Genomic DNA, 17,603 nt, shown 5'->3' with positions numbered 1-17,603 from the left:
TAACTTAGGTGGGGGAATTTCTGGAACATACTTCCAATCCAGCTCTGGTATCGTCGTTGATCATGTCGAGCACGGCGCCCGCATCTCCAGTACTACGCGTCCGTTTTGGGCATCGAACTATCGATGCACCATCCATCGAACCTTTTCTTGGACAACCCCACCGTGAACCAATTCGCCACGCATGACATATTGCTTTGCCAAATGGTGTCGCAACAGACCAAAGGACAGGCGATCCAACAAATTGGATCTAGGCCCGTCTAGTCCGGTAACAACCCCCTTGGTAACACGAAGGTCGGCGGAATTAACAAGTTCGACCGCAGTTTGCTCGACGAAGAACCTTAGATGCGTGCTGTCCAATATTCCCGCGTCGCTATAGGAAAATCGACGCTGCAGCAAAAGTGGGATCGAGATACTGAGGTGGGCAATGTTAGGAACTGAGACAATAACGCTACCACCCGCCTTCAATCGGGTCGATAATTTTCTCAACGTGCTGGTCGAGTCAACAAAATGCTCGAGCACGTCCAGACAAAGAATTAGGTCATAACTCTGAAGTTGGGGAAAACAGGCATCCACATCACCAATGATCGCTACGTCTGCATTTTTTCTCAATTGATCGTATAAGGTCGAGTTTATTTCCACACCCGTTGTCTTCGCATTTGGGAACATCTCCTTGAGCCACCTCAGAGTAGAGCCAGCACCAGCGCCGATATCGAGAATACTCGACGGACTTTTAGGCAACAGAGCTCGAATTTCGGTTCGTACGTGGTCGTAGTATGTCATCGGCAATACTCATAATTGTGACGCGTCAGTAGAGTGTCCAGTGCGCACAGATCAACCGCAGGGTTCCACGTCCGGCGCCTCGACATTAGGGGCGTCTCGTCGGCAGCTATCTCCTCAGCCACAGCCGGATGCTGGGCGGTGGGGTAGCGGCGTAGGTTCGTCTACCTTCGTGGTCCTATGGTCCAATGCCCGGGCTGCCGCCCGGCGCTGCTCCTCCACACTGTTGAAGTCGTCAAGGGCGACTGTGCCGCACAAACGCTGCCACTTGCGCCGGATCTTGTATTGCAGCAGTCCAGCACCGCATCTAGCCACTTCAGCAGCCGTTGCGACTGGGCGACGACTGCGCGCTGGATCGAGCGCTGCCAAGTAGACCTCTTCCTGGACAGCGGCGGCTCGCTCGAGGCTGAACCGCTCGACTACGAGCTGACGCCCGAACCTCCCAAGGGTCAGGCGCAGCCCAGGGTCAGCGAGCAGCTTGGCGAGGATGGCCGCCAGCCGCCCCGCACCGCCCGGAACGTCGTCGGCCAACCCATACCAGCCCTGGTCTAGGAACGTCGGCGCAGACTGGGGGGTGAGCAGTTGCCAGAACCCCCCCTCGCCCTGCACGACCAGCGGTTTTCCAAACGCCAACCCGCGCAACGCCGAGCCGCCCATACCAAGCATCACGTCGGCTGCAGCGTAGGCCGGCCGCGGGTCGTTCTTCGCTCCAGTCAGCACCACCACCCGGCGGCCGGCGGCGGTGTTCGCCATCGCCGCCCGCTCTTCTACCTGCTGGCGAGCCGGTCCATCACCGACCACAGCTAGCTGCAGCGATGCTCCGCCCGCGGCCAGCCGGCCGACCACATCGCACGCGGTGAGCAAGCCCTCCAGCTTCAACTCAGGAACGAGCCGGCAGACGACAACGACAAGTGGAACCGTCGAATCCAATCCGAACTCAGCATGGAAACCATTCGGGCCGCTCATCGGCGCATTTGCCCGAACGTCGACCGGTGGCTCGATCAGCGTCGCGAAAGTGTAGCCGGCGGCAAGGCACCGGCGGCGGATTTCGGCGGTTCCAACGACGAGAGGAACCGTACGCGGCAGGAACGGCGCGACCGCCATGCCCATCACGGTGAACACCACGGGCACGCCGAGCCGCAGCCGCGGTCCACCGAACGCTTCCAATGCAGGCGGCCATTCGTGGCCATGCACAACATCAATGCGCCGCTCCGAGGCCAACCGCACCAACTGCACAGCCGCATGTACCGAAGGCCGGCGTCGCACACGTGGATCTATCCGGATATGCTCGAGACCCAGCTTGTGCACAAGCTCCACCAGCGGTCCATCCTCGCTGATAATAATTACCTCGTGCCCGCGATTGGCGACCGCTGCGCCCAGCTCGATGGCGTTGAGCTGGGAGCCGCCGAGTTCCATTGTATGTGGATAAACGAGTACTTTCATCTGCCCTCCACCGCCATCACCAGCCACAGCCGAGCGCCGGCAACTCACGCATCTCACCAATCGAACATCCGAAGTCCCAAATTCATTACCGCCTTGATCAGGACTGTCCGGCTGCGGAGCTCGACATCTGGAGAAGCCGGATGCGCTCAGATTGACTACCACTAGTCGCAATCGACTACCTCTTCTGGGCCACGGTAATAAATTCGCGCGCCATACATAGCGCATTAGACCCGTAGGTCCGGTTGCGAAACATCTCAGGCCCCTGGCGAAAGACTCCCCTTGTCGCGTCTACCCTCAATCCAGAGCGATAACACCAGCTTCGAACTTTCCTTATAAAACTGAAATGTACACCGGCTACGTCATAATGCGGCAAATTCTGCAATCGCGATACCAGACGAATGCTGCTCCGAATTGCTGGAACGCTTAGCATATTTGGCGTCTGGATAAGCACTTCCGACTTAGAAGATAAATTATCTCTAAACAACGAAAGCACCTCGATAGGGTTACGAACTAAGTGGAGCACGTTCAAATATAGTATGCAGTCAAATTTCTCTGCTTCGAGCTGTGTTTTGGCTGTTCGGAAATCACCAAACACCATTTCAACGCCACTCGCCGCCGCGCGGCGGCATATTATCGGGTCCAACGGTACAGCGACCACCCGCAAGCCTTTCTCTGCAAGCCTGCATTCGCTTTCGCCCCATCCACACCCAATCGAGAGTACACTCCGCGACCTTTGCGAAATCATAGATATGACGTCTTCATCGGCGGGTTCGTAATAGTCTTTTGAGTACATCCCCCGCCACAATTTAGTTTCGGTGGTGAATAGGGCGGTAGGCTTGCAACCGGCTTTGCCCATGTGCAACAGCGTACCGATCTGTCGGTCCAATTCGGGCCCGTCCACACCCATCTTGCCTATGTACTTGTTAGAGAGGTGGTGGATGGTGAAATTGTCCAAATGTGAGATTGGAATTAATTTTTCAAAGCCACATTGGGTATACGGATCGGTTGCAGCAGAGCACGGCAGGTCATATTTCCCCTCGTGGGGGTCGACCAAAAAGCCACCTGATCTTATGCACTTTCTGAGTTGGCTTTGCGTGAGCACATAAAAAGCTGCATGTTCGTTGGTAAAATTGGCAAGCGTATATCCTCCCCGCGACCTAACGGATGTCGGATCCCAGTGAAAATGGCCGTGTACTTCAGGGTAGTTTACGTTGCCTCTCGAGCCGTGTTCAATGCGAAGAAACCCTGCAATTTCATCTTCTCGTAAAACAGCAGTTACTTCCAAGAATGATTGTAGGTTGTTCTCAGTGATAAGCATGTCATCTTCGGAATAGACGAACAAATCATATTGTTCGATCCGATCTGCAAAGACTTTCTTGTGAAGAAAAGGGAGTGACCAGGGGTTCCTGTTTGGAAGGCCAACCAAAACCTCGATGTCGGGAGCAAGCTGTTTTTTTAGATTGGAGAGGATCACCAAATCTACATGAAACGACATCGATCGGTATTCTTGAATAAGCTGCAATAAATAGCGGTCGTTCGCAGTCCCATAGCTGGCCAGGACAACAAGAACTCGAAGCCGCGCTGTCGGGTCACTGTCTATTCGATATCCTCTTTCGGCCTGCATATCTTAGTCCCTTAATCTCGGCCCATCGGTACAACTCGAAGGCGCTGCGGAACGCCTCCGCTCTTGAATGTCAGATTTCTCCGCGGAAGACTCGACTGCATCGACGGCCGCATCCGCTGTGATGCAAATTGTCACCATATTTCCAATCACCGCTGCTCGGAAGACGTGTACTAGCTCCCGATCGCCTCGCCACTCGCGTGCATCCAACGGTTAGTCGATGCCAAGCCAAGACTGCCAGCGCACGTCGGCTATGGTGTCCGCTCCTCATCTCAGCTGAATCGCGTCAGCTCTCGCTTGAGCGCATCCGCGACACGCACTTGATCCCCCTCGGCCATTTGTGCGTAGATCGGAAGCAAGATCGCGCGATCCTGCGCGAGTTCGGATTGACGCAAATCGTGGCGCTGCTCGCCGCTTGCATAGGGCGCCTCGCGGTGCGCGCACATGATCCCGCGTCGGGTGGCAATGCCTTGATCAAGAAGGTTCTGCATCAGCGTTCTCTGATCGACCCGGTCCGGCAGGCGCACGCAGTAGCTCTGCCAGTTGGATCGGGCCCACTCCGGTTCGTGCGGCAGGATCAATCCCTCCAAATTGCCCAGGAGTTCACTGTAGCGGGCCGCGAGTGCGCGCCGACGCGCGATCAGATCAGGAAGCCGTTCGAGCTGTTTTCGCCCAATGGCAGCCTGCATGTCCGTCATCCGATAGTTGAAGCCGACAAACAGGTAGTTTTCGAAGATGACTTGCGGTGAGCCGTGCCGCACCGTGTCGGGCACGTCCATTGCATGCTGACGCCAGAGCCTGAGCTTGCGGTCCTGATCGGGATCGGACGTCGTCAACATGCCGCCCTCCCCGGTCGTGATGACCTTGCGAGGGTGGAAGGAGAAGCAAGCCATCGCTCCGTGCGGCTTCCCGATGAACTCCCAATCGCCATGGACGTTGATCTGGCTGCCGATTGCGCAGGCGGCGTCCTCGATCAGGGCAACACCATGGCGATTTGCCAATGCGACAAGTGAGGTCAGATCGCACGGCATGCCCATCTGGTGAACGGCCAGGATCGCACGGGTGCGTTCGGTAATGGCCTCGGCCACGCGCTCCGGATCCAGATTGTAGGTGGCTGGATCGATATCGACGAAGATCGGGGTCGCGCCGCAGTAGCGGATGCTGTTGGCGCTTGCGATGAAGGAGTGGCTCGCGGTGATCACCTCGTCGCCGGGCCCGACGCCCAAGGCAAGCAGTGCGAGGTGCAGCGCAGTAGTGCAGTTTGACACCGCAACTGCGTGAGGCGCGCCAACCATTGCGGCGAATTCGCGCTCGAAGGCCGCCACCTGCGGCCCTTGCGATATCCAGCCGGAGAGAGTGACCTCGCGCGCGGCATCGGCTTCAGTCTCGTCGAGACACGGTTTTGCGATCGGGATCATGAAGCCAGCGCCTCTCGTCTACGGGGTATCAACGTTTTACCTGACTCTGGCCTACGACGAAATGTCTCTATTCTCGAAACGAATGCGGCCGGTCTCAATAAATGTCCGAATTGTAGATATGAGGCGTGGCGACGCTAGCGCGCTGAGCCGCTCGGGCTCGTCGGAGATCTGGTGTTGATCCAGCTTATCGACCAATTCATGTTCGGTGAAAGCAACCATGATGCAGCCTTGTTCAGCGAAGCGCTTTGCGGTTGCGAGTTGGTGGTCGTTGCGGTGTTCGCCCAGACTCGCCCGACGAGGCATGACTATGATCCGCTTTCCAAGCTCGAGAGCAGTAATAATAGAGCCCATTCCGGCATGGGAAATCACAAGGCTTGCCGCTTCGACGCGTTTCCGGAATTCGGTCGGATCGATAAACCGCTCTGCGCGGATATGTTTGGAATGGTAGTCTGATGGGCCCGTCTGCGCAAAGACATCCGTTCTTCCGTGCGCGCCGGCCCACTCGTCGATTGTTCGGATCAAACGGTCAAACTGCCCCTGCGTTCCGACTGTCGCGAAAATCATAGCACCGAGCCTGTGTAATGGGGTCCATTAGGTCGCGCCAGGTGAGGCCACTGGGTCAACCAGAGGTCAGCGCAACGACCAATTCTGTCTCCAGACATCGAAAGCCGTTCGACGTTGGCGATGCTGTCGAGCCAGATGGTGCGCGCACCCATCATTCGTCCGAACCGCAGCGCTAGGTATCCCGGAGCCGCACCGGTCGAAACCACGATATCGGGTTTTTCATTCCAAACGATCCAAGCCAACCTGCCCGCAGCCTTCAATAGCGCGATCTTAGTCCAGCGGTTGGCATCATTGACCAGGTAGAATTTATGGCCTGGCACCTGCGCGCGATATGACTCATGGACAGTGACGAACGTGACTTCGCAATTCTCGAAAGCGCGTTTGATACGCAATAGCTGCACCCAATGCCCTCCGCCCGAAGAGACCGCCAGCAATCTTGTGCGAACGCTGCGCGACTGTGGCGTGCTGTTGTTCCGCAACCTCTTGCGGTGAAAGACCGTGCTCCGAAACATCGGCTGGCCTCCTAAAACGCTGCGAGACTCGCACGGGCCCCGGCGGGTCGGATTTCGGCTCGTGCCCGCGGATCCCTGCATTTAATTTATTTAGTTTAAATTCAATATTCAAAATAAAGGTCGGATTATTTAAAATCAAGATATTTCTCTGTAGTAAAGGCGCGGCCGATTTCATCAGCCCGATCAAACACCGAGCTGGCGTACTCATTTACGCGTTCATTTAAGTGAATCTGCCGATAGTGCTGTGCGGGAAGTCTCGTCGCGTTGCCAGCGATGAACTCCACTTCGCAAATCTACGGTCGCCCTGCACCGGGCGGCAATGTTGACAGCACAATAAATTAACAATCCGGGCCACAAATGAGGTTTTTTGAACAATGCAATAAGCGTCCGATTATTGCCTTCCCCTCTGTTCACGCGCAGCTCTGGAAAGCGCCGGGCGAGCTCGGATGTTCCCCTATAGGCACGAGTTCTGACTGCGATCAGTTGCAGCACAGTACGTGGGGGGAATACCGTGGACCTCGCGTATGGCAGCGTCTCTCGCTCTTCTGGTTTGAACTGAAGGCGAACATAGGTATCGTCAGCAATGACGTGGGGAAACTGTCCAAATCGCCTACGCCCCGCCTCGGATAAGGCGTAGACGCCGGACCCACCAATCCCCTCGCGCGAAGATGGCAGCCGTGACCGAATTCCGTAATATTTGCGAACGAGCCAGGAACAGCCCGTCAGATTGATATGGGGTGTGGGTGCTACCGCCAAAACGTCGCCTTGCCCCAGGCGTCTTGCCAGAGCTCGAATAGCATCGACGGTAATAACAATATCGGCGTCAGCGTAGATCCGCGGAAACACGCCTGAAATTTGATCTCCCAAGTTCAGGGCGTCTGTTTTGCTTGCGATATCCGATTCGACAACATGGACGGTTGGACCGAAGCGCCGGGCGACGTTCGCGGTGTCATCTACACACCCGTTACAAACGACGACCACGCCGATTTCGCCCGAAGCCGAGTTGGTGACCCATGGATTCAAGGTCCGTGCAATCACGGAACTCTCGTTGTGGGCTGGGACGACGATCGAAATCATGACTAGCCAGGTCGAAGTGGATTAAACTTGAGTGCGTCTTTGAGGCTGCCATAGCTTCGGTCAACCTCAAGGCACTGCTTCAGCCTCACCATGGGACCTTGCGCGGGTGCGGTGCGGGCAAACGTTGCACTGACAGCGTTGCGAAATCCACCTGCGAACCTTGCGACACCCATCCCGACAGCACCGCCGCACTGGAGGCGTTTGCCTCCTCATCCGCGAGCAGCGGCAGTGCTTTCGATATCACGAAGCCACCGTCTCCCTCTGGTGGGTTGCCACGAGCGATCCGCGTTCGGCTCGCCACCATTTCACAAGATCGCCAAGCCCCTGTTCGAGCGGCACACTCGAGCGGAAGCCCAGCAGGCGCTCCGCCTTCCCTGTCGAGGCCAGCCGGCGCGGCACCGGATTGACCGATCGCTCCGGCGCGAATTCCGGCGTCAGGCCACGGTGACCCATCACTGATGCAAGAGTCCCAGCAAGCTGAAGCAGGCTGGTTTCGGTCCCGCTCGCGACATTGAACACCTGGTCGGTAAGCTTCGCCTTCGCTCCCATAACATTTGCGCGAGCAACATCGCGAACATGGACGAAATCCATGGTTTGCTGACCATCGCCGAAGATGATCGGGGGCAGGCCGGCTTCCAGGCGCTCCATCCAGCGGATCAAGACCTCGGTATAGCGGCCATGGATGTCCATGCGGTCGCCATAGACGTTGAAATAACGGAAGGCGACGTAATCGAGCCCGTGCATTTCATTAAACGTGCGCAACAGCCCTTCGTTGAAGGCCTTGGCCGCCCCATAAAGGGTACGGTTGTCGTAGGAATTCTGGCGCTCCGTCGTCGGGAACTCCTCCGCCATGCCGTACACCGATGCCGAGGACGCAGCGATGACTTTTTCGACATTGTGCTCGACGCACAGTTCCAGGAGATCGAAGGTTGCATCGACCATGACTTCCATGGCAAGGCGCGGCTCGGCCGCACAGTGGGTGATGCGAAGTGCTGCTTGATGAAAGACGATGTCCGCCGCCTGCACCAGCCCTGCCATGAGCTCACGGTCGCGGATATCACCGTGAACCAGACGCACGGGCCCGCGCGAGACGGCGCGCCGAAGGTTTTCCGGCCGCCCTCGCACCATGTTATCGAGCGCAACGATTTCGGCGCAGCCTTCGTTGCACAGCAGGTCGATGATATGCGAACCGATAAAGCCGGCCCCGCCCGTAACCAGAATGCGCCTACCCTTCAGATCAGCCAAGATGCCCTCCTATTGTTTGGTCTCGGCAAGCAGACGTGCATGACGTTCGCTTCGACCGGGATGCCTTAGGCAGCCTCGACGACTGCCGCCCTCTGTAGCTGAGCCACGACCTCTGCAACCTGATCCGGCCGAAGTTCCGGATAGATCGGTAGCGAGAGGAATTCGTTCGCCAGCCGCTCAGTGACGGGATAATCGCCTGCGCGATAGCCTAGATTCGCGTAGGCCTTCTGCAGATGAACCGGAACGGGATAGTGAATGCCCACGCCAATCCCGCCTTCCTGCAGCACCTTCAGCGTCTCGTCGCGCCGAGGCAGCCTCACCGCATACACATGGTAGACGTGCCGGCTGTGGGTCGGCGCTCGGGGACGTTCGAACGGAAGCTTCTCCAACACAGAGTCATATTGCATGGCCACTGTCCGGCGCCCCTCGGTCCAGGATTCGAGGTGGTCCATCTTGACGTTCAGCACGGCGCCCTGAATGCCGTCCATGCGGAAATTGTAGCCGGCGACAACGTGATTGTATTTGGATTCCTGGCCCCAATCACGGAGCAGCGAAATTCGTCGAGCGAGGTCCGGGCTGTTGGTAACGACCGCTCCACCCTCGCCGTACGCTCCAAGATTCTTGCCCGGATAGAAGCTGAAGCAGCCGAGATCGCCGATGGATCCGGCGCGCCGACCCTTGTATTCTGCACCATGAGCCTGCGCCGCGTCCTCGATGACGACAAGCCCACGGCGGCGGGCGATCTCCATGATCGGATCCATGTCCGCCATCAGTCCGTGCAAGTGCACGGGCAGGATCGCCTTCGTTCGGGGCGTGATCGCGGCTTCAATCAATTCCGGGTTCATTGTCCAGGAGACAGGGTCGACGTCGACGAAGACCGGCTTGGCGCCGCTGTACAGGATGGCTGCTGTCGTAGCGACGAACGTCATCGACACCGTGATCACCTCATCGCCCGGCCCAACGTTGGCCGCGAGCAGCGCAAGATGCAACGCCGAGGTTCCGCTATTGACCGCGCGGCAGTGATCAACGTTGCAATAAGCCGCAAAGCGATCCTCAAAGGCGGTGACGTCCGGTCCCAGAACAAATTGAGCGCTGTCGATGACCCGCAAAACCGCGGCATCAACCTGTGGCTTGATTTGGCGATATTGAGCCTTCAGATCCAGAAAAGGTATCAAGTGGTTATCCTCGCCGGGCGAGCCCGATCCATTAAATTCATTTAAACCATTATTTTCGGCAAAATTAAATCATATAAACGAGGCAATGAAAATAGCCGCGCAGGGGAATTTAGGTTGAATTTAATCCTTGATTAACGGTCCGCGGATTCCATTGCAACGTGGCGCGGTTCTCGAACCTGCGCGGGTACGCCAGCAACAATAGCCTGTGGTGGAACGTCCCTTGTCACCACCGAGCCGGCGCCCACGATGGCCCCGGCGCCGATCGTGATACCGCAAAGAATGGTGGCGTTGGAGCCAATGGATGCCCCGCGGCCGACATGAGTTCGTTCCACCTTCCAGTCTGCTGGTCCCTGCAGCTTGCCGTCCGCTGTGGTCGCCCTCGGGTATTTGTCGTTGGTGAACATCACGCCATGCCCGATGAAAACCTCGTCCTCGATGGTCACGCCTTCACAGATGAAGCTGTGCGAAGATATCTTGCAGCGCGCGCCGATTTTTGCGCCGATCTGAATTTCCACGAAAGTTCCTACCCTCGTGTCGTCTCCGACCGAGCAGCCATAGAGATTAACGAGATCCGGATGGAATATTCGGACGTCGCGACCGAGCTGCACGTCCTTCGCGATGGGCATCTGCTATCTCCAAGCTCTTCAACAACCTTGCAACAGTCTCATAGACGCCGCAGCCTAAGCCACGGCGCACTCACGACCAACCCACCTGCCGCTCGATGAAGATGATGCAGCAAGGGATGTCCGGTAACCGTCAGCCCTAACCACCAGCAGAGGGCCGCGACACCGCCCGCAGCGATCAGGCCCACGAAGGACGGTACGATCCTCGCCTCGATGAGCGCCGCGCAGACCATGACGCCTGAAGCGGTCATAACCGTCACCACGGCGCTCTTGAGCAACGCACAAGAAAGGTGTTTTGGCTTAATGGTAAGCCGTCGCCCGATGAAATACAAAGCCACCGCAGCCTGGAACGGCAGGGTCAACAATGCTGATGCTGCCACGGCCTGGGCCCCAAAGAAAGCGGCACACAGAACGACGAGAAGCGAGGGCGGCAGGGAGATCAATGACGAAGTTAGCGCATCGCGCACGCTTCCGGTAGCCACCAGTGTAGGATAGGTCAAACAGGCTGCGAACAGGGCCAAATTCGCGACGCAGAGCAGGCGAACCAGTGGCACGATTTCCAGCCAGTTCTGACCGAGCAAGATCAGAATGATCGGATGCGCCATGATCGCGATGAAGAGCAGAAAGGGCCATTGTACAACCGAGAGCAGCTCAACCGCGTCAAGATAGGCAACCCTCAAATTCGATGCATCTTTGCTCCTCGAGACAAGGGCGGGCATAATGATGGGATTCAAAACCTGCACAACGAGCTTGTCGAAAATCTGAGTTATACTCGTGGCACGGCTGTACAAGCCGACAGAAGTAAAGTCGAGAATCTTCGCCAAGAAGAGCTGCGGCGACAGGTTGTACAGCACGTTGATGACGCTTACGCCGCTGGAATACAGGCCGAAGCCCACGACATCGCGGAACAGTGCAACTGAAGGCCTGAACGCGCCGAGATCGCGATGCTGCCTCAGCAACATGATAGTCAAGACCACGTTGCCCGCTACGCCGCCCCAGACCGGGGCCATAAAGCCAAAGCTCAACATTGCTAGTGCGATAGATACCGCGGCCCCAACGGCGCCCGATCCAAGATTGCAAATGGCGAGCTTTCCAAACTCCATATCGCGGCGAAACAGACCGGTAATCGTTCCAGAGAATGGTACAAGCAAAAAGCTCAGCGCCGAGACCGCGATCCCTTTCTGCAAACTTTCCTGCTCGAACAAATGTGACAGAACGCCCGAAAGTGCGAGCAGCGCCAGCCCGACAAGTGCCGAAATTCCAAATGTGACCGTAAAAGCAGTCTGCACACTGGCGCGCGACAACTCGCGCTTCTGAATCAGGTAATTGGCACCTCCGAACTCCTGGAAGGACGCGGCAACGACTGCCGTCACAGCATTGACGACCGCATAGATACCGAACTCAGCGGGCGTCAGCAGACGTGCCAGCACGGCAATAGTGACCAAGAACAGCACAAGATTGCCGTACCGTTCGATCGCGGAAAAAGCGATCGAACGGTGCACCGAGCGTTGCGAACCTGGCGCAACGCTTGACGGATCGGGCTGATCGAGGTCGCTCATGTATCAGGCCATCGCTCTGACCGGCCTTACTGGGCTTCGCCTTCCCGTCAGCGGAACGGGACGGCCCTGGTCGGCTATCGAACGTGATGCCGCCTCAAGAATTTCGACCACACGCAGGCCCGACATGCCGCCGGAGATTGGCGGCGATCCTGTACGCACGCAATCGATAAAATGCTCGATCTCGGTCTGCAATGCCTCCTTCGCGGAGATATGAGGCGCCCACATGTCACCGGCACGATATCCGATCCGGAATTGATGGGCATTCTCGGACGAACCGCTGAGGGTAATGCCCTTGTCATAGACCTTGATCTTTTCGCTCGGCTCGAGATCGTCATAGACGATCATCTTCTTGCTGCCGCCTACAAAGGTTTGACGAACCTTGATGGGGGAGAGCCAGTTAACGCTTACATGAGCCACGCATTTGCTATCAAAGAACAGCGTGATATGGGCCATGTTCTCCGGTGTGCCGGTCACATGGCACGACCCCGTCGCCGAGACAGCTACAGGATCCTCATTCAGAATGTATTGAATGATCGACAAATCATGGACCGCGAGGTCCCAAATGACATTGACATCGCTTTGGAACAGCCCAAGGCTTGAGCGCGTACTGTCGTAGTAATAGATGTCGCCCAGTTCGTCCTTTTGCACGAGCTCGCGTATCTTCTGAACTGCCGGCGTGTAGAGAAACGTGTGGTCGACCATCAGCGTCAGCCCACGCCGATCAGCCTCATCGATTAGTCGGCGCACCATTTCCGCGCTTGGTGCCAAAGGCTTCTCCACCAGAACGTGCTTGCCGGCCTTGAGAGCTGCAAGTGCCAATTCGTAGTGTGTTCGCACTGGAGTAGCGATGGCGATCGCATCGATGCTCGGATTCTTGAGCAGGTCCTCGTAGCAACCAGTGGTAGCTACTCCCGGATAGAGACGCTCGCTCGCTGCGCGCTTCTCCGGATCAAAATCCGCGACGCCGACGAGGCGAGCGGACGGATTGCCGACGAAGTTGCGTACAAGATTCGGCCCCCAGTAGCCGTATCCAACAACGCCTATTCCAACACGACTATCTTGCATGAGCTGTCCTCGATTCCTTCTTCCTGTCTTAACTCCGGCTCGCGACGCCGCAGCAGGCGCTTATCGAAATGGTGGGTTTGCGACCAGCAACCGCGCTCGCGCAACCAGCACGGCCGGAGACCTCTCGCCGCATAGTTCACCAAGTTCGAGTTCGTGACGGCTCACTCGGAGCCCCACCTGCAACCAGTCGAACGCCAACTTTTGAACCCATCTTCATGAAATGACTGCCATGCTATGATTGCTTCAATATTCGCGGATACTTTCGTCCAATCCACGTAGCAATGGATAGAGGAAGTAAGAGATCACGCTCCGTTGCCCGACTTTCATTTCGGCCGTAACGGCCATGCCGGGGATCAGGTGCGTACGGGCGGAGGGCAGCCGAAGTTGCACGTCGGACAAATCGATCAGTACGCGGTAATAGGGAACTGTCGTGCGACGCGCAGCTTCGGCTTTAGGATCTGGCGCAAATGAATCCTGGCTGATGACGCGGACCGTTCCTGTTCCCGTCCCGTATTTCTGGAAGGGGAAAGGCTCGAACTTGATCCGCACCGGCTGACCGATTGATATCTGCCCGACATCCCTGCCCTCGACGTTGACCTCCGCCTGAAGCGGTACATCTCGCGGGACGAGCACGAAAAGCGTTTCCGCCTCGCGCACGACCGAACCGATCGTACGGCTGGCAATCTCCAGCACGATAGCGTCTGCCGGGGCCCTGAGTACGATCAGTTGTCTGCGCAGCTCGACCTTCTTTAACTCTTCCGATGCGCTGTCTCGCTTGGTCAGCGCCTCGACCAGGTCCTGGTACGCCGTGCGGCGGAAATCCTCGGCGAACACTTTCTGATCGGCTCGTGCTTTGTCGACCCGGTGGGTGTAATCGGCGATATTGCCGCGAACACGAGCCAGATTGCTTTCGACGTCGAGGCGGGCATCGCGGGAAAGCAGGAAATTCAGCTTCGATCCGACTTCCTTGTCCATTAACGTGCTGCGCATTGACTCGATCGACCGCATGTTATCAAGCCGCTGCCCCAGGACCGCTTCTTCGTTCTGCGCTGTCTTCAAATTGGCCTGAGCGGAAGCAATCTGCGCATCGAAATTCTGCATCTGCGCTTCGCGCGCCGACTTCCTTTGGAGGAACATCTTGTGCTGCAGGACAGAATCGGCATCGCCGAAATCGGCCACGACATAATCGGATCCAGCCAACTCAGCTTTCAGACGAGCAATCGATGCATCGAAAGCAGCAACCCTGTTTCGCAACTGGTCGTGATCCGCCTGCGAGAATGTCGGATCGAGCGTCGCCAGCAGGTCGCCGCGGTTTACCCGATCACCGGCCTTGACATGGATCTCGCGGATAACCGAGGTCTCAAGCGGCTGCACCACGAGGTTGGGACGCATGGTGACCAGCTTGCCCTGGGCCGTTACAATCATGTCGACCTGTGACACCGTGGCCCAGGCAACCGCAGCTACAATCAGTGCAAGGATACAATAGAGCGTGAGGCGAGCGAATCTCGGTGGCGATCGTTGCTCTACCTCGATCGCATCGGACTGGAATTCGGCAATCACGCGCGGTTGTCTGGAGGCCCTGAACAGCCTTCCCCGGCGCCGCTCAGCCTTTCGGGGCTGCGGCAACTTATCCGCTTTCGCAACGGCTCGCGGTTTCTCCGTGCTCATGCGATTTGCTTCGTCTGCTGGTTCCAGAGATGTCGGTAGATAGTGCACTTCGAAAGCAAATGATCGTGACGATCCACGTCAACGATCTGACCACGGTCGATCACCAGGATTTCGTTGGCGTCCGCGAGCATCGACAGCCGATGCGACACGATAATAACGGTTCGTCCCTCGGCGATCCGCCGCAAGTTGCGGCGGATGATCATCTCGCTCTCGGAATCCAGCGCACTGGTCGCCTCATCGAGAATGAGAATACGGGGATCGGTGATGAGTGCCCGGGCGATCGCGAGACGTTGCTTCTGACCGCCCGACAGGTTTGAACCGTTCTCTTCAATCATCGTATCGAAGCCACGCGGCAAGCGCTCGATGAATTCGTCGGCGCCGGCGAGCTGCGCGGCCCGTACTACTTCGGCAAACGTCGCATCGCGCTTCACGCAGGCGATGTTGTCTCGAACCGTACCTCGAAACAGAAAACTATCCTGCAGAACTACGCCGAGATTTCGGCGCAGATGCTCGAGCTCAAGCTCCCGGGAATCGTAGCCGTCGATCCGCAGCAAGCCCTGCTGCACCGGATACATTCCAGCAATCAGGCGCGTGAGCGTTGTCTTGCCTGAACCACTTCGGCCGACTATTCCGAATACCGAGCCAGGCGCAATCGAGAACGACACGTCATTCAGCGCCGGCGCACCTTCGGCACCGTACCGAAAGGAGACGTTTTCGAACTCAATTTTCCCGGTTAGATCCGGCCGCAACCCGTCGCGGTTGCCGTCCCTTTCCGGCTTTTGGTTCATCACCTCGCCTAGCATTCTAACGGCCAAAGCGACTTCCTGATATTCGTGAACCATGGTGACCATTTGAACCAGCGGCCCAGAAACCCGCCCCGCCAGCATATTGAAGGCTACCAGTGCGCCGATAGTCAGTTCGCCGCTAAAGACGTCGAGCGCACCCAGGCCAATGATCCCCAGCGTCATCATCTTCTCGAGAAATCCGGTGACTGCCTGGGCGGTCGCTGAAATCTTCTCGACTCCGAAACGCATAGACACAGCTTGTGCACAGCGGTCGTCCCAAGTCTTGCCCTGCAATGGCTCCATGGCCAGTGACTTCACGGTGCGCATGCCGTGTACGGTCTCGACCAGCAGCGCCTGCCGCGCACCCTCCGCTTGGTACAAGTCATAAAGTCGCCGGCGGAATGGCCCCATCAACAAGGCAACAACGAGACCGCTGAGAGCGGTGAAGGCCAGAACGACAGAGGTCAGCTTCAAGCTGTAGAGCGCCAGTACCGGGATGAACACCAATAGCGACAACGCGTCGAGCGTTGTCAGGAAGAGCCGCCCCGTCAGGAATTCACGAATTCGCCCAGCCTGCTGCATATGCTTCACGAGAACGCCGGCCGAAATGTGCTCGAAGAAGGTTACAGGCAGGCCCAGCAGATGGCCGAATGTCTTGGTCGCTATGCGGATGTCGACCTTGTTCGTCGCATAGAGCAGCAGGTAGCGCCGCAGGAAACCGAATATCGCATCGAAAGCCAGCGCAGCGGCGGCGCCGGCCGCCAGCACATAAAGCGTGGTGAAGCTCTCATGCACCAGGACTTTGTCGATGACGAGCTGAAAGAAGATGGGGAGCGCGAGACCGAGCGCGTAAAGCAGCACGGCACAAATGGCGACATCGGTGAACAGCCGCCACTGACGCATCAGGTCGGGGACGAACCAGCGAAGCCCGAATTTCTTCCGGCCATCCGACAATATGTTTTCACGTTTTATCAGAATGGCATCCCCCCGCCATCGCGCGCAAAATTGCTCTTGGCCGACGACGAGCGGCTCATTCTGACGCTCGGCAAGCGGGTCAAAAACAACGACCGCCGCGGTGCCATCGGACAGCTCCGCAGCGCGAAGAACGACGACCCAATTACCGTTCGAGAGACGGAGCATAACCGGATATGCCTGCCCCATTCGGAAGAGAACGCCCCAATCGAGCTGCGCAGCCTGCGCGCGCAGGCCCGCCTCCTTCGCCATCCGCAGCAGGAGGTCCACTGACGTCGGAGTGCCGTCGACCGCATAGCCATGCCGCAGGCGCTCGGCCGGCAGATCGATGCCGTGGTGAGTGGCCACCCTGGCGAGGCAGTCTAGTGCGGTTTGTGGACACGCGTCCTGCGACGCCACTTCCAACGCGCCAGCACTATCGGTTTCAGCGGAAATTGCTTGAGACATTCGGAGACCGTGGGCTATTCGGAGTAGGTTGGCCCGTAGGTGAACCAGCATGTGACGGTTCGGTGCGCCGAACTGCGCCAGCATCGACCAGGCCCTGAAGTGCCTTCTGCATCACCTCGACCGAGTTCGCGAACGACTCCACCGAGAAGATCAGTCTTTGACGGAATACCCGCTTCGGAGCGTTGTTGGCGTCCCGTTCCGTCGGTGAAAGACTGAACAGGTCCACACGTACGATCGAGCCGCCCACGGTGATTTCACCGATGCCGTCCGTAAAGAGTTCCGCTTCCATTGTCGTGACTCCTATGCTGCCAATTCTGGCCTGATGATTGGGTCAGCGCCGTAGCTGATCGAATTGAAGCGTCGGTCGCAAACAGCCTCGAGCCGCCGCAGATAGGTGCCTGTGTCCGAGGCTAAATCGTAAAGGAGGATCGGAAAGCATTTTGCATCAGCAGCATGGCAACCCGACAGAATAATAATACATTAATCTGTATTTAATAGCGCCGTCAATTCGATTCTAAAAATTAAATGAGGGTATCGTTTATAGGAAACGCGATCGGGCTGATTCAATGTAGCGGCGGCGGAGCGCCATTCTGAACGATGGATCCATTTACCACCGCAAGATAAGTAGCCGCGAGCGACGGTCCAGAATTAA

16 protein-coding genes are annotated in these 17,603 nt (G+C 57.4%); all 16 read right to left on the bottom strand.

Translation table 11 applies throughout. The annotated features are described in order from the left end of the window. Positions 1-117: 117 nt before the first annotated feature. The 16 genes from V1290_RS29625 to V1290_RS29550 all read right to left on the bottom strand — a co-directional run bounded on the left by V1290_RS29625 (position 118) and on the right by V1290_RS29550 (position 17,240). Positions 118-780 (bottom strand): class I SAM-dependent methyltransferase, encoded by a 663-nt coding sequence (locus V1290_RS29625; RefSeq protein ID WP_334367646.1) that lies wholly within the window; start codon positions 778-780, stop codon positions 118-120. 114 nt (positions 781-894) lie between these two features. Beyond that, complete coding sequence (locus V1290_RS29620) at positions 895-2,220, bottom strand: glycosyltransferase (RefSeq protein ID WP_334367645.1); 1,326 nt, start codon at positions 2,218-2,220, stop codon at positions 895-897. Between the two features lie 175 nt (positions 2,221-2,395). Then, positions 2,396-3,844 (bottom strand): class I SAM-dependent methyltransferase, encoded by a 1,449-nt coding sequence (locus V1290_RS29615; protein ID WP_334367644.1) that lies wholly within the window; start codon positions 3,842-3,844, stop codon positions 2,396-2,398. Positions 3,845-4,113: 269 nt separating this feature from the next. Next, positions 4,114-5,259, bottom strand: a complete 1,146-nt coding sequence (locus V1290_RS29610; RefSeq protein WP_334367643.1) for a DegT/DnrJ/EryC1/StrS family aminotransferase — start codon at positions 5,257-5,259, stop codon at positions 4,114-4,116. Between the two features lie 51 nt (positions 5,260-5,310). Beyond that, a complete protein-coding gene (locus V1290_RS29605) occupies positions 5,311-5,823 on the bottom strand; it encodes a glycosyltransferase (protein WP_065746218.1) in 513 nt (170 codons plus the stop codon). Next, a complete protein-coding gene (locus tag V1290_RS29600) occupies positions 5,820-6,335 on the bottom strand; it encodes a UDP-N-acetylglucosamine--LPS N-acetylglucosamine transferase (RefSeq protein WP_334367642.1) in 516 nt (171 codons plus the stop codon). The genes V1290_RS29605 and V1290_RS29600 overlap by 4 nt, the downstream gene beginning before the upstream one ends. 216 nt (positions 6,336-6,551) lie before the next feature. Further along, positions 6,552-7,412 (bottom strand): glycosyltransferase, encoded by an 861-nt coding sequence (locus tag V1290_RS29595; RefSeq protein ID WP_334367641.1) that lies wholly within the window; start codon positions 7,410-7,412, stop codon positions 6,552-6,554. 85 nt (positions 7,413-7,497) lie between these two features. Then, positions 7,498-7,656 carry a hypothetical protein gene (locus V1290_RS29590; protein WP_334367640.1) on the bottom strand — a complete coding sequence of 53 codons (159 nt, stop codon included), beginning with the start codon at positions 7,654-7,656 and terminating at the stop codon, positions 7,498-7,500. Next, complete coding sequence (locus V1290_RS29585) at positions 7,653-8,648, bottom strand: NAD-dependent epimerase/dehydratase family protein (RefSeq protein ID WP_334369212.1); 996 nt, start codon at positions 8,646-8,648, stop codon at positions 7,653-7,655. The genes V1290_RS29590 and V1290_RS29585 overlap by 4 nt, the downstream gene beginning before the upstream one ends. A gap of 74 nt (positions 8,649-8,722) precedes the next feature. Further along, positions 8,723-9,832 carry a DegT/DnrJ/EryC1/StrS family aminotransferase gene (locus tag V1290_RS29580; protein ID WP_334367639.1) on the bottom strand — a complete coding sequence of 370 codons (1,110 nt, stop codon included), beginning with the start codon at positions 9,830-9,832 and terminating at the stop codon, positions 8,723-8,725. A 131-nt stretch (positions 9,833-9,963) separates the two neighbouring features. Continuing rightward, positions 9,964-10,458 carry an acyltransferase gene (locus V1290_RS29575; RefSeq protein WP_334367638.1) on the bottom strand — a complete coding sequence of 165 codons (495 nt, stop codon included), beginning with the start codon at positions 10,456-10,458 and terminating at the stop codon, positions 9,964-9,966. Between the two features lie 38 nt (positions 10,459-10,496). Further along, positions 10,497-12,014, bottom strand: a complete 1,518-nt coding sequence (locus V1290_RS29570) for an oligosaccharide flippase family protein (RefSeq protein ID WP_334367637.1) — start codon at positions 12,012-12,014, stop codon at positions 10,497-10,499. Between the two features lie 3 nt (positions 12,015-12,017). Continuing rightward, a complete protein-coding gene (locus V1290_RS29565; RefSeq protein WP_334367636.1) occupies positions 12,018-13,079 on the bottom strand; it encodes a Gfo/Idh/MocA family protein in 1,062 nt (353 codons plus the stop codon). 243 nt (positions 13,080-13,322) lie between these two features. Continuing rightward, complete coding sequence (locus tag V1290_RS29560) at positions 13,323-14,747, bottom strand: HlyD family type I secretion periplasmic adaptor subunit (RefSeq protein ID WP_334367635.1); 1,425 nt, start codon at positions 14,745-14,747, stop codon at positions 13,323-13,325. Beyond that, positions 14,744-16,951 (bottom strand): peptidase domain-containing ABC transporter, encoded by a 2,208-nt coding sequence (locus tag V1290_RS29555; protein ID WP_334367634.1) that lies wholly within the window; start codon positions 16,949-16,951, stop codon positions 14,744-14,746. The genes V1290_RS29560 and V1290_RS29555 overlap by 4 nt, the downstream gene beginning before the upstream one ends. Then, a complete protein-coding gene (locus V1290_RS29550) occupies positions 16,929-17,240 on the bottom strand; it encodes a hypothetical protein (RefSeq protein ID WP_334367633.1) in 312 nt (103 codons plus the stop codon). The genes V1290_RS29555 and V1290_RS29550 overlap by 23 nt, the downstream gene beginning before the upstream one ends. Between the last annotated feature and the right edge of the window lie 363 nt (positions 17,241-17,603).

Origin of the sequence: Bradyrhizobium sp. AZCC 1578 (assembly GCF_036924675.1) — a bacterium.
Classification (GTDB): Bacteria; Pseudomonadota; Alphaproteobacteria; order Rhizobiales; family Xanthobacteraceae; genus Bradyrhizobium.
This window is presented reverse-complemented; position numbering and strand designations above follow the sequence as displayed.

What these genes read in the sequence shown, in the direction of transcription:
- V1290_RS29625 (WP_334367646.1), bottom strand. Translation starts at nt 780, where the DNA reads ATGACATACTACGACCACGTACGAACCGAAATTCGAGCTCTGTTGCCT.
- V1290_RS29620 (WP_334367645.1), bottom strand. Translation starts at nt 2,220, where the DNA reads ATGAAAGTACTCGTTTATCCACATACAATGGAACTCGGCGGCTCCCAG.
- V1290_RS29615 (WP_334367644.1), bottom strand. Translation starts at nt 3,844, where the DNA reads ATGCAGGCCGAAAGAGGATATCGAATAGACAGTGACCCGACAGCGCGG.
- V1290_RS29610 (WP_334367643.1), bottom strand. Translation starts at nt 5,259, where the DNA reads ATGATCCCGATCGCAAAACCGTGTCTCGACGAGACTGAAGCCGATGCC.
- V1290_RS29605 (WP_065746218.1), bottom strand. Translation starts at nt 5,823, where the DNA reads ATGATTTTCGCGACAGTCGGAACGCAGGGGCAGTTTGACCGTTTGATC.
- V1290_RS29600 (WP_334367642.1), bottom strand. Translation starts at nt 6,335, where the DNA reads ATGTTTCGGAGCACGGTCTTTCACCGCAAGAGGTTGCGGAACAACAGC.
- V1290_RS29595 (WP_334367641.1), bottom strand. Translation starts at nt 7,412, where the DNA reads ATGATTTCGATCGTCGTCCCAGCCCACAACGAGAGTTCCGTGATTGCA.
- V1290_RS29575 (WP_334367638.1), bottom strand. Translation starts at nt 10,458, where the DNA reads ATGCCCATCGCGAAGGACGTGCAGCTCGGTCGCGACGTCCGAATATTC.
- V1290_RS29570 (WP_334367637.1), bottom strand. Translation starts at nt 12,014, where the DNA reads ATGAGCGACCTCGATCAGCCCGATCCGTCAAGCGTTGCGCCAGGTTCG.
- V1290_RS29565 (WP_334367636.1), bottom strand. Translation starts at nt 13,079, where the DNA reads ATGCAAGATAGTCGTGTTGGAATAGGCGTTGTTGGATACGGCTACTGG.
- V1290_RS29560 (WP_334367635.1), bottom strand. Translation starts at nt 14,747, where the DNA reads ATGAGCACGGAGAAACCGCGAGCCGTTGCGAAAGCGGATAAGTTGCCG.
- V1290_RS29555 (WP_334367634.1), bottom strand. Translation starts at nt 16,951, where the DNA reads ATGTCTCAAGCAATTTCCGCTGAAACCGATAGTGCTGGCGCGTTGGAA.
- V1290_RS29550 (WP_334367633.1), bottom strand. Translation starts at nt 17,240, where the DNA reads ATGGAAGCGGAACTCTTTACGGACGGCATCGGTGAAATCACCGTGGGC.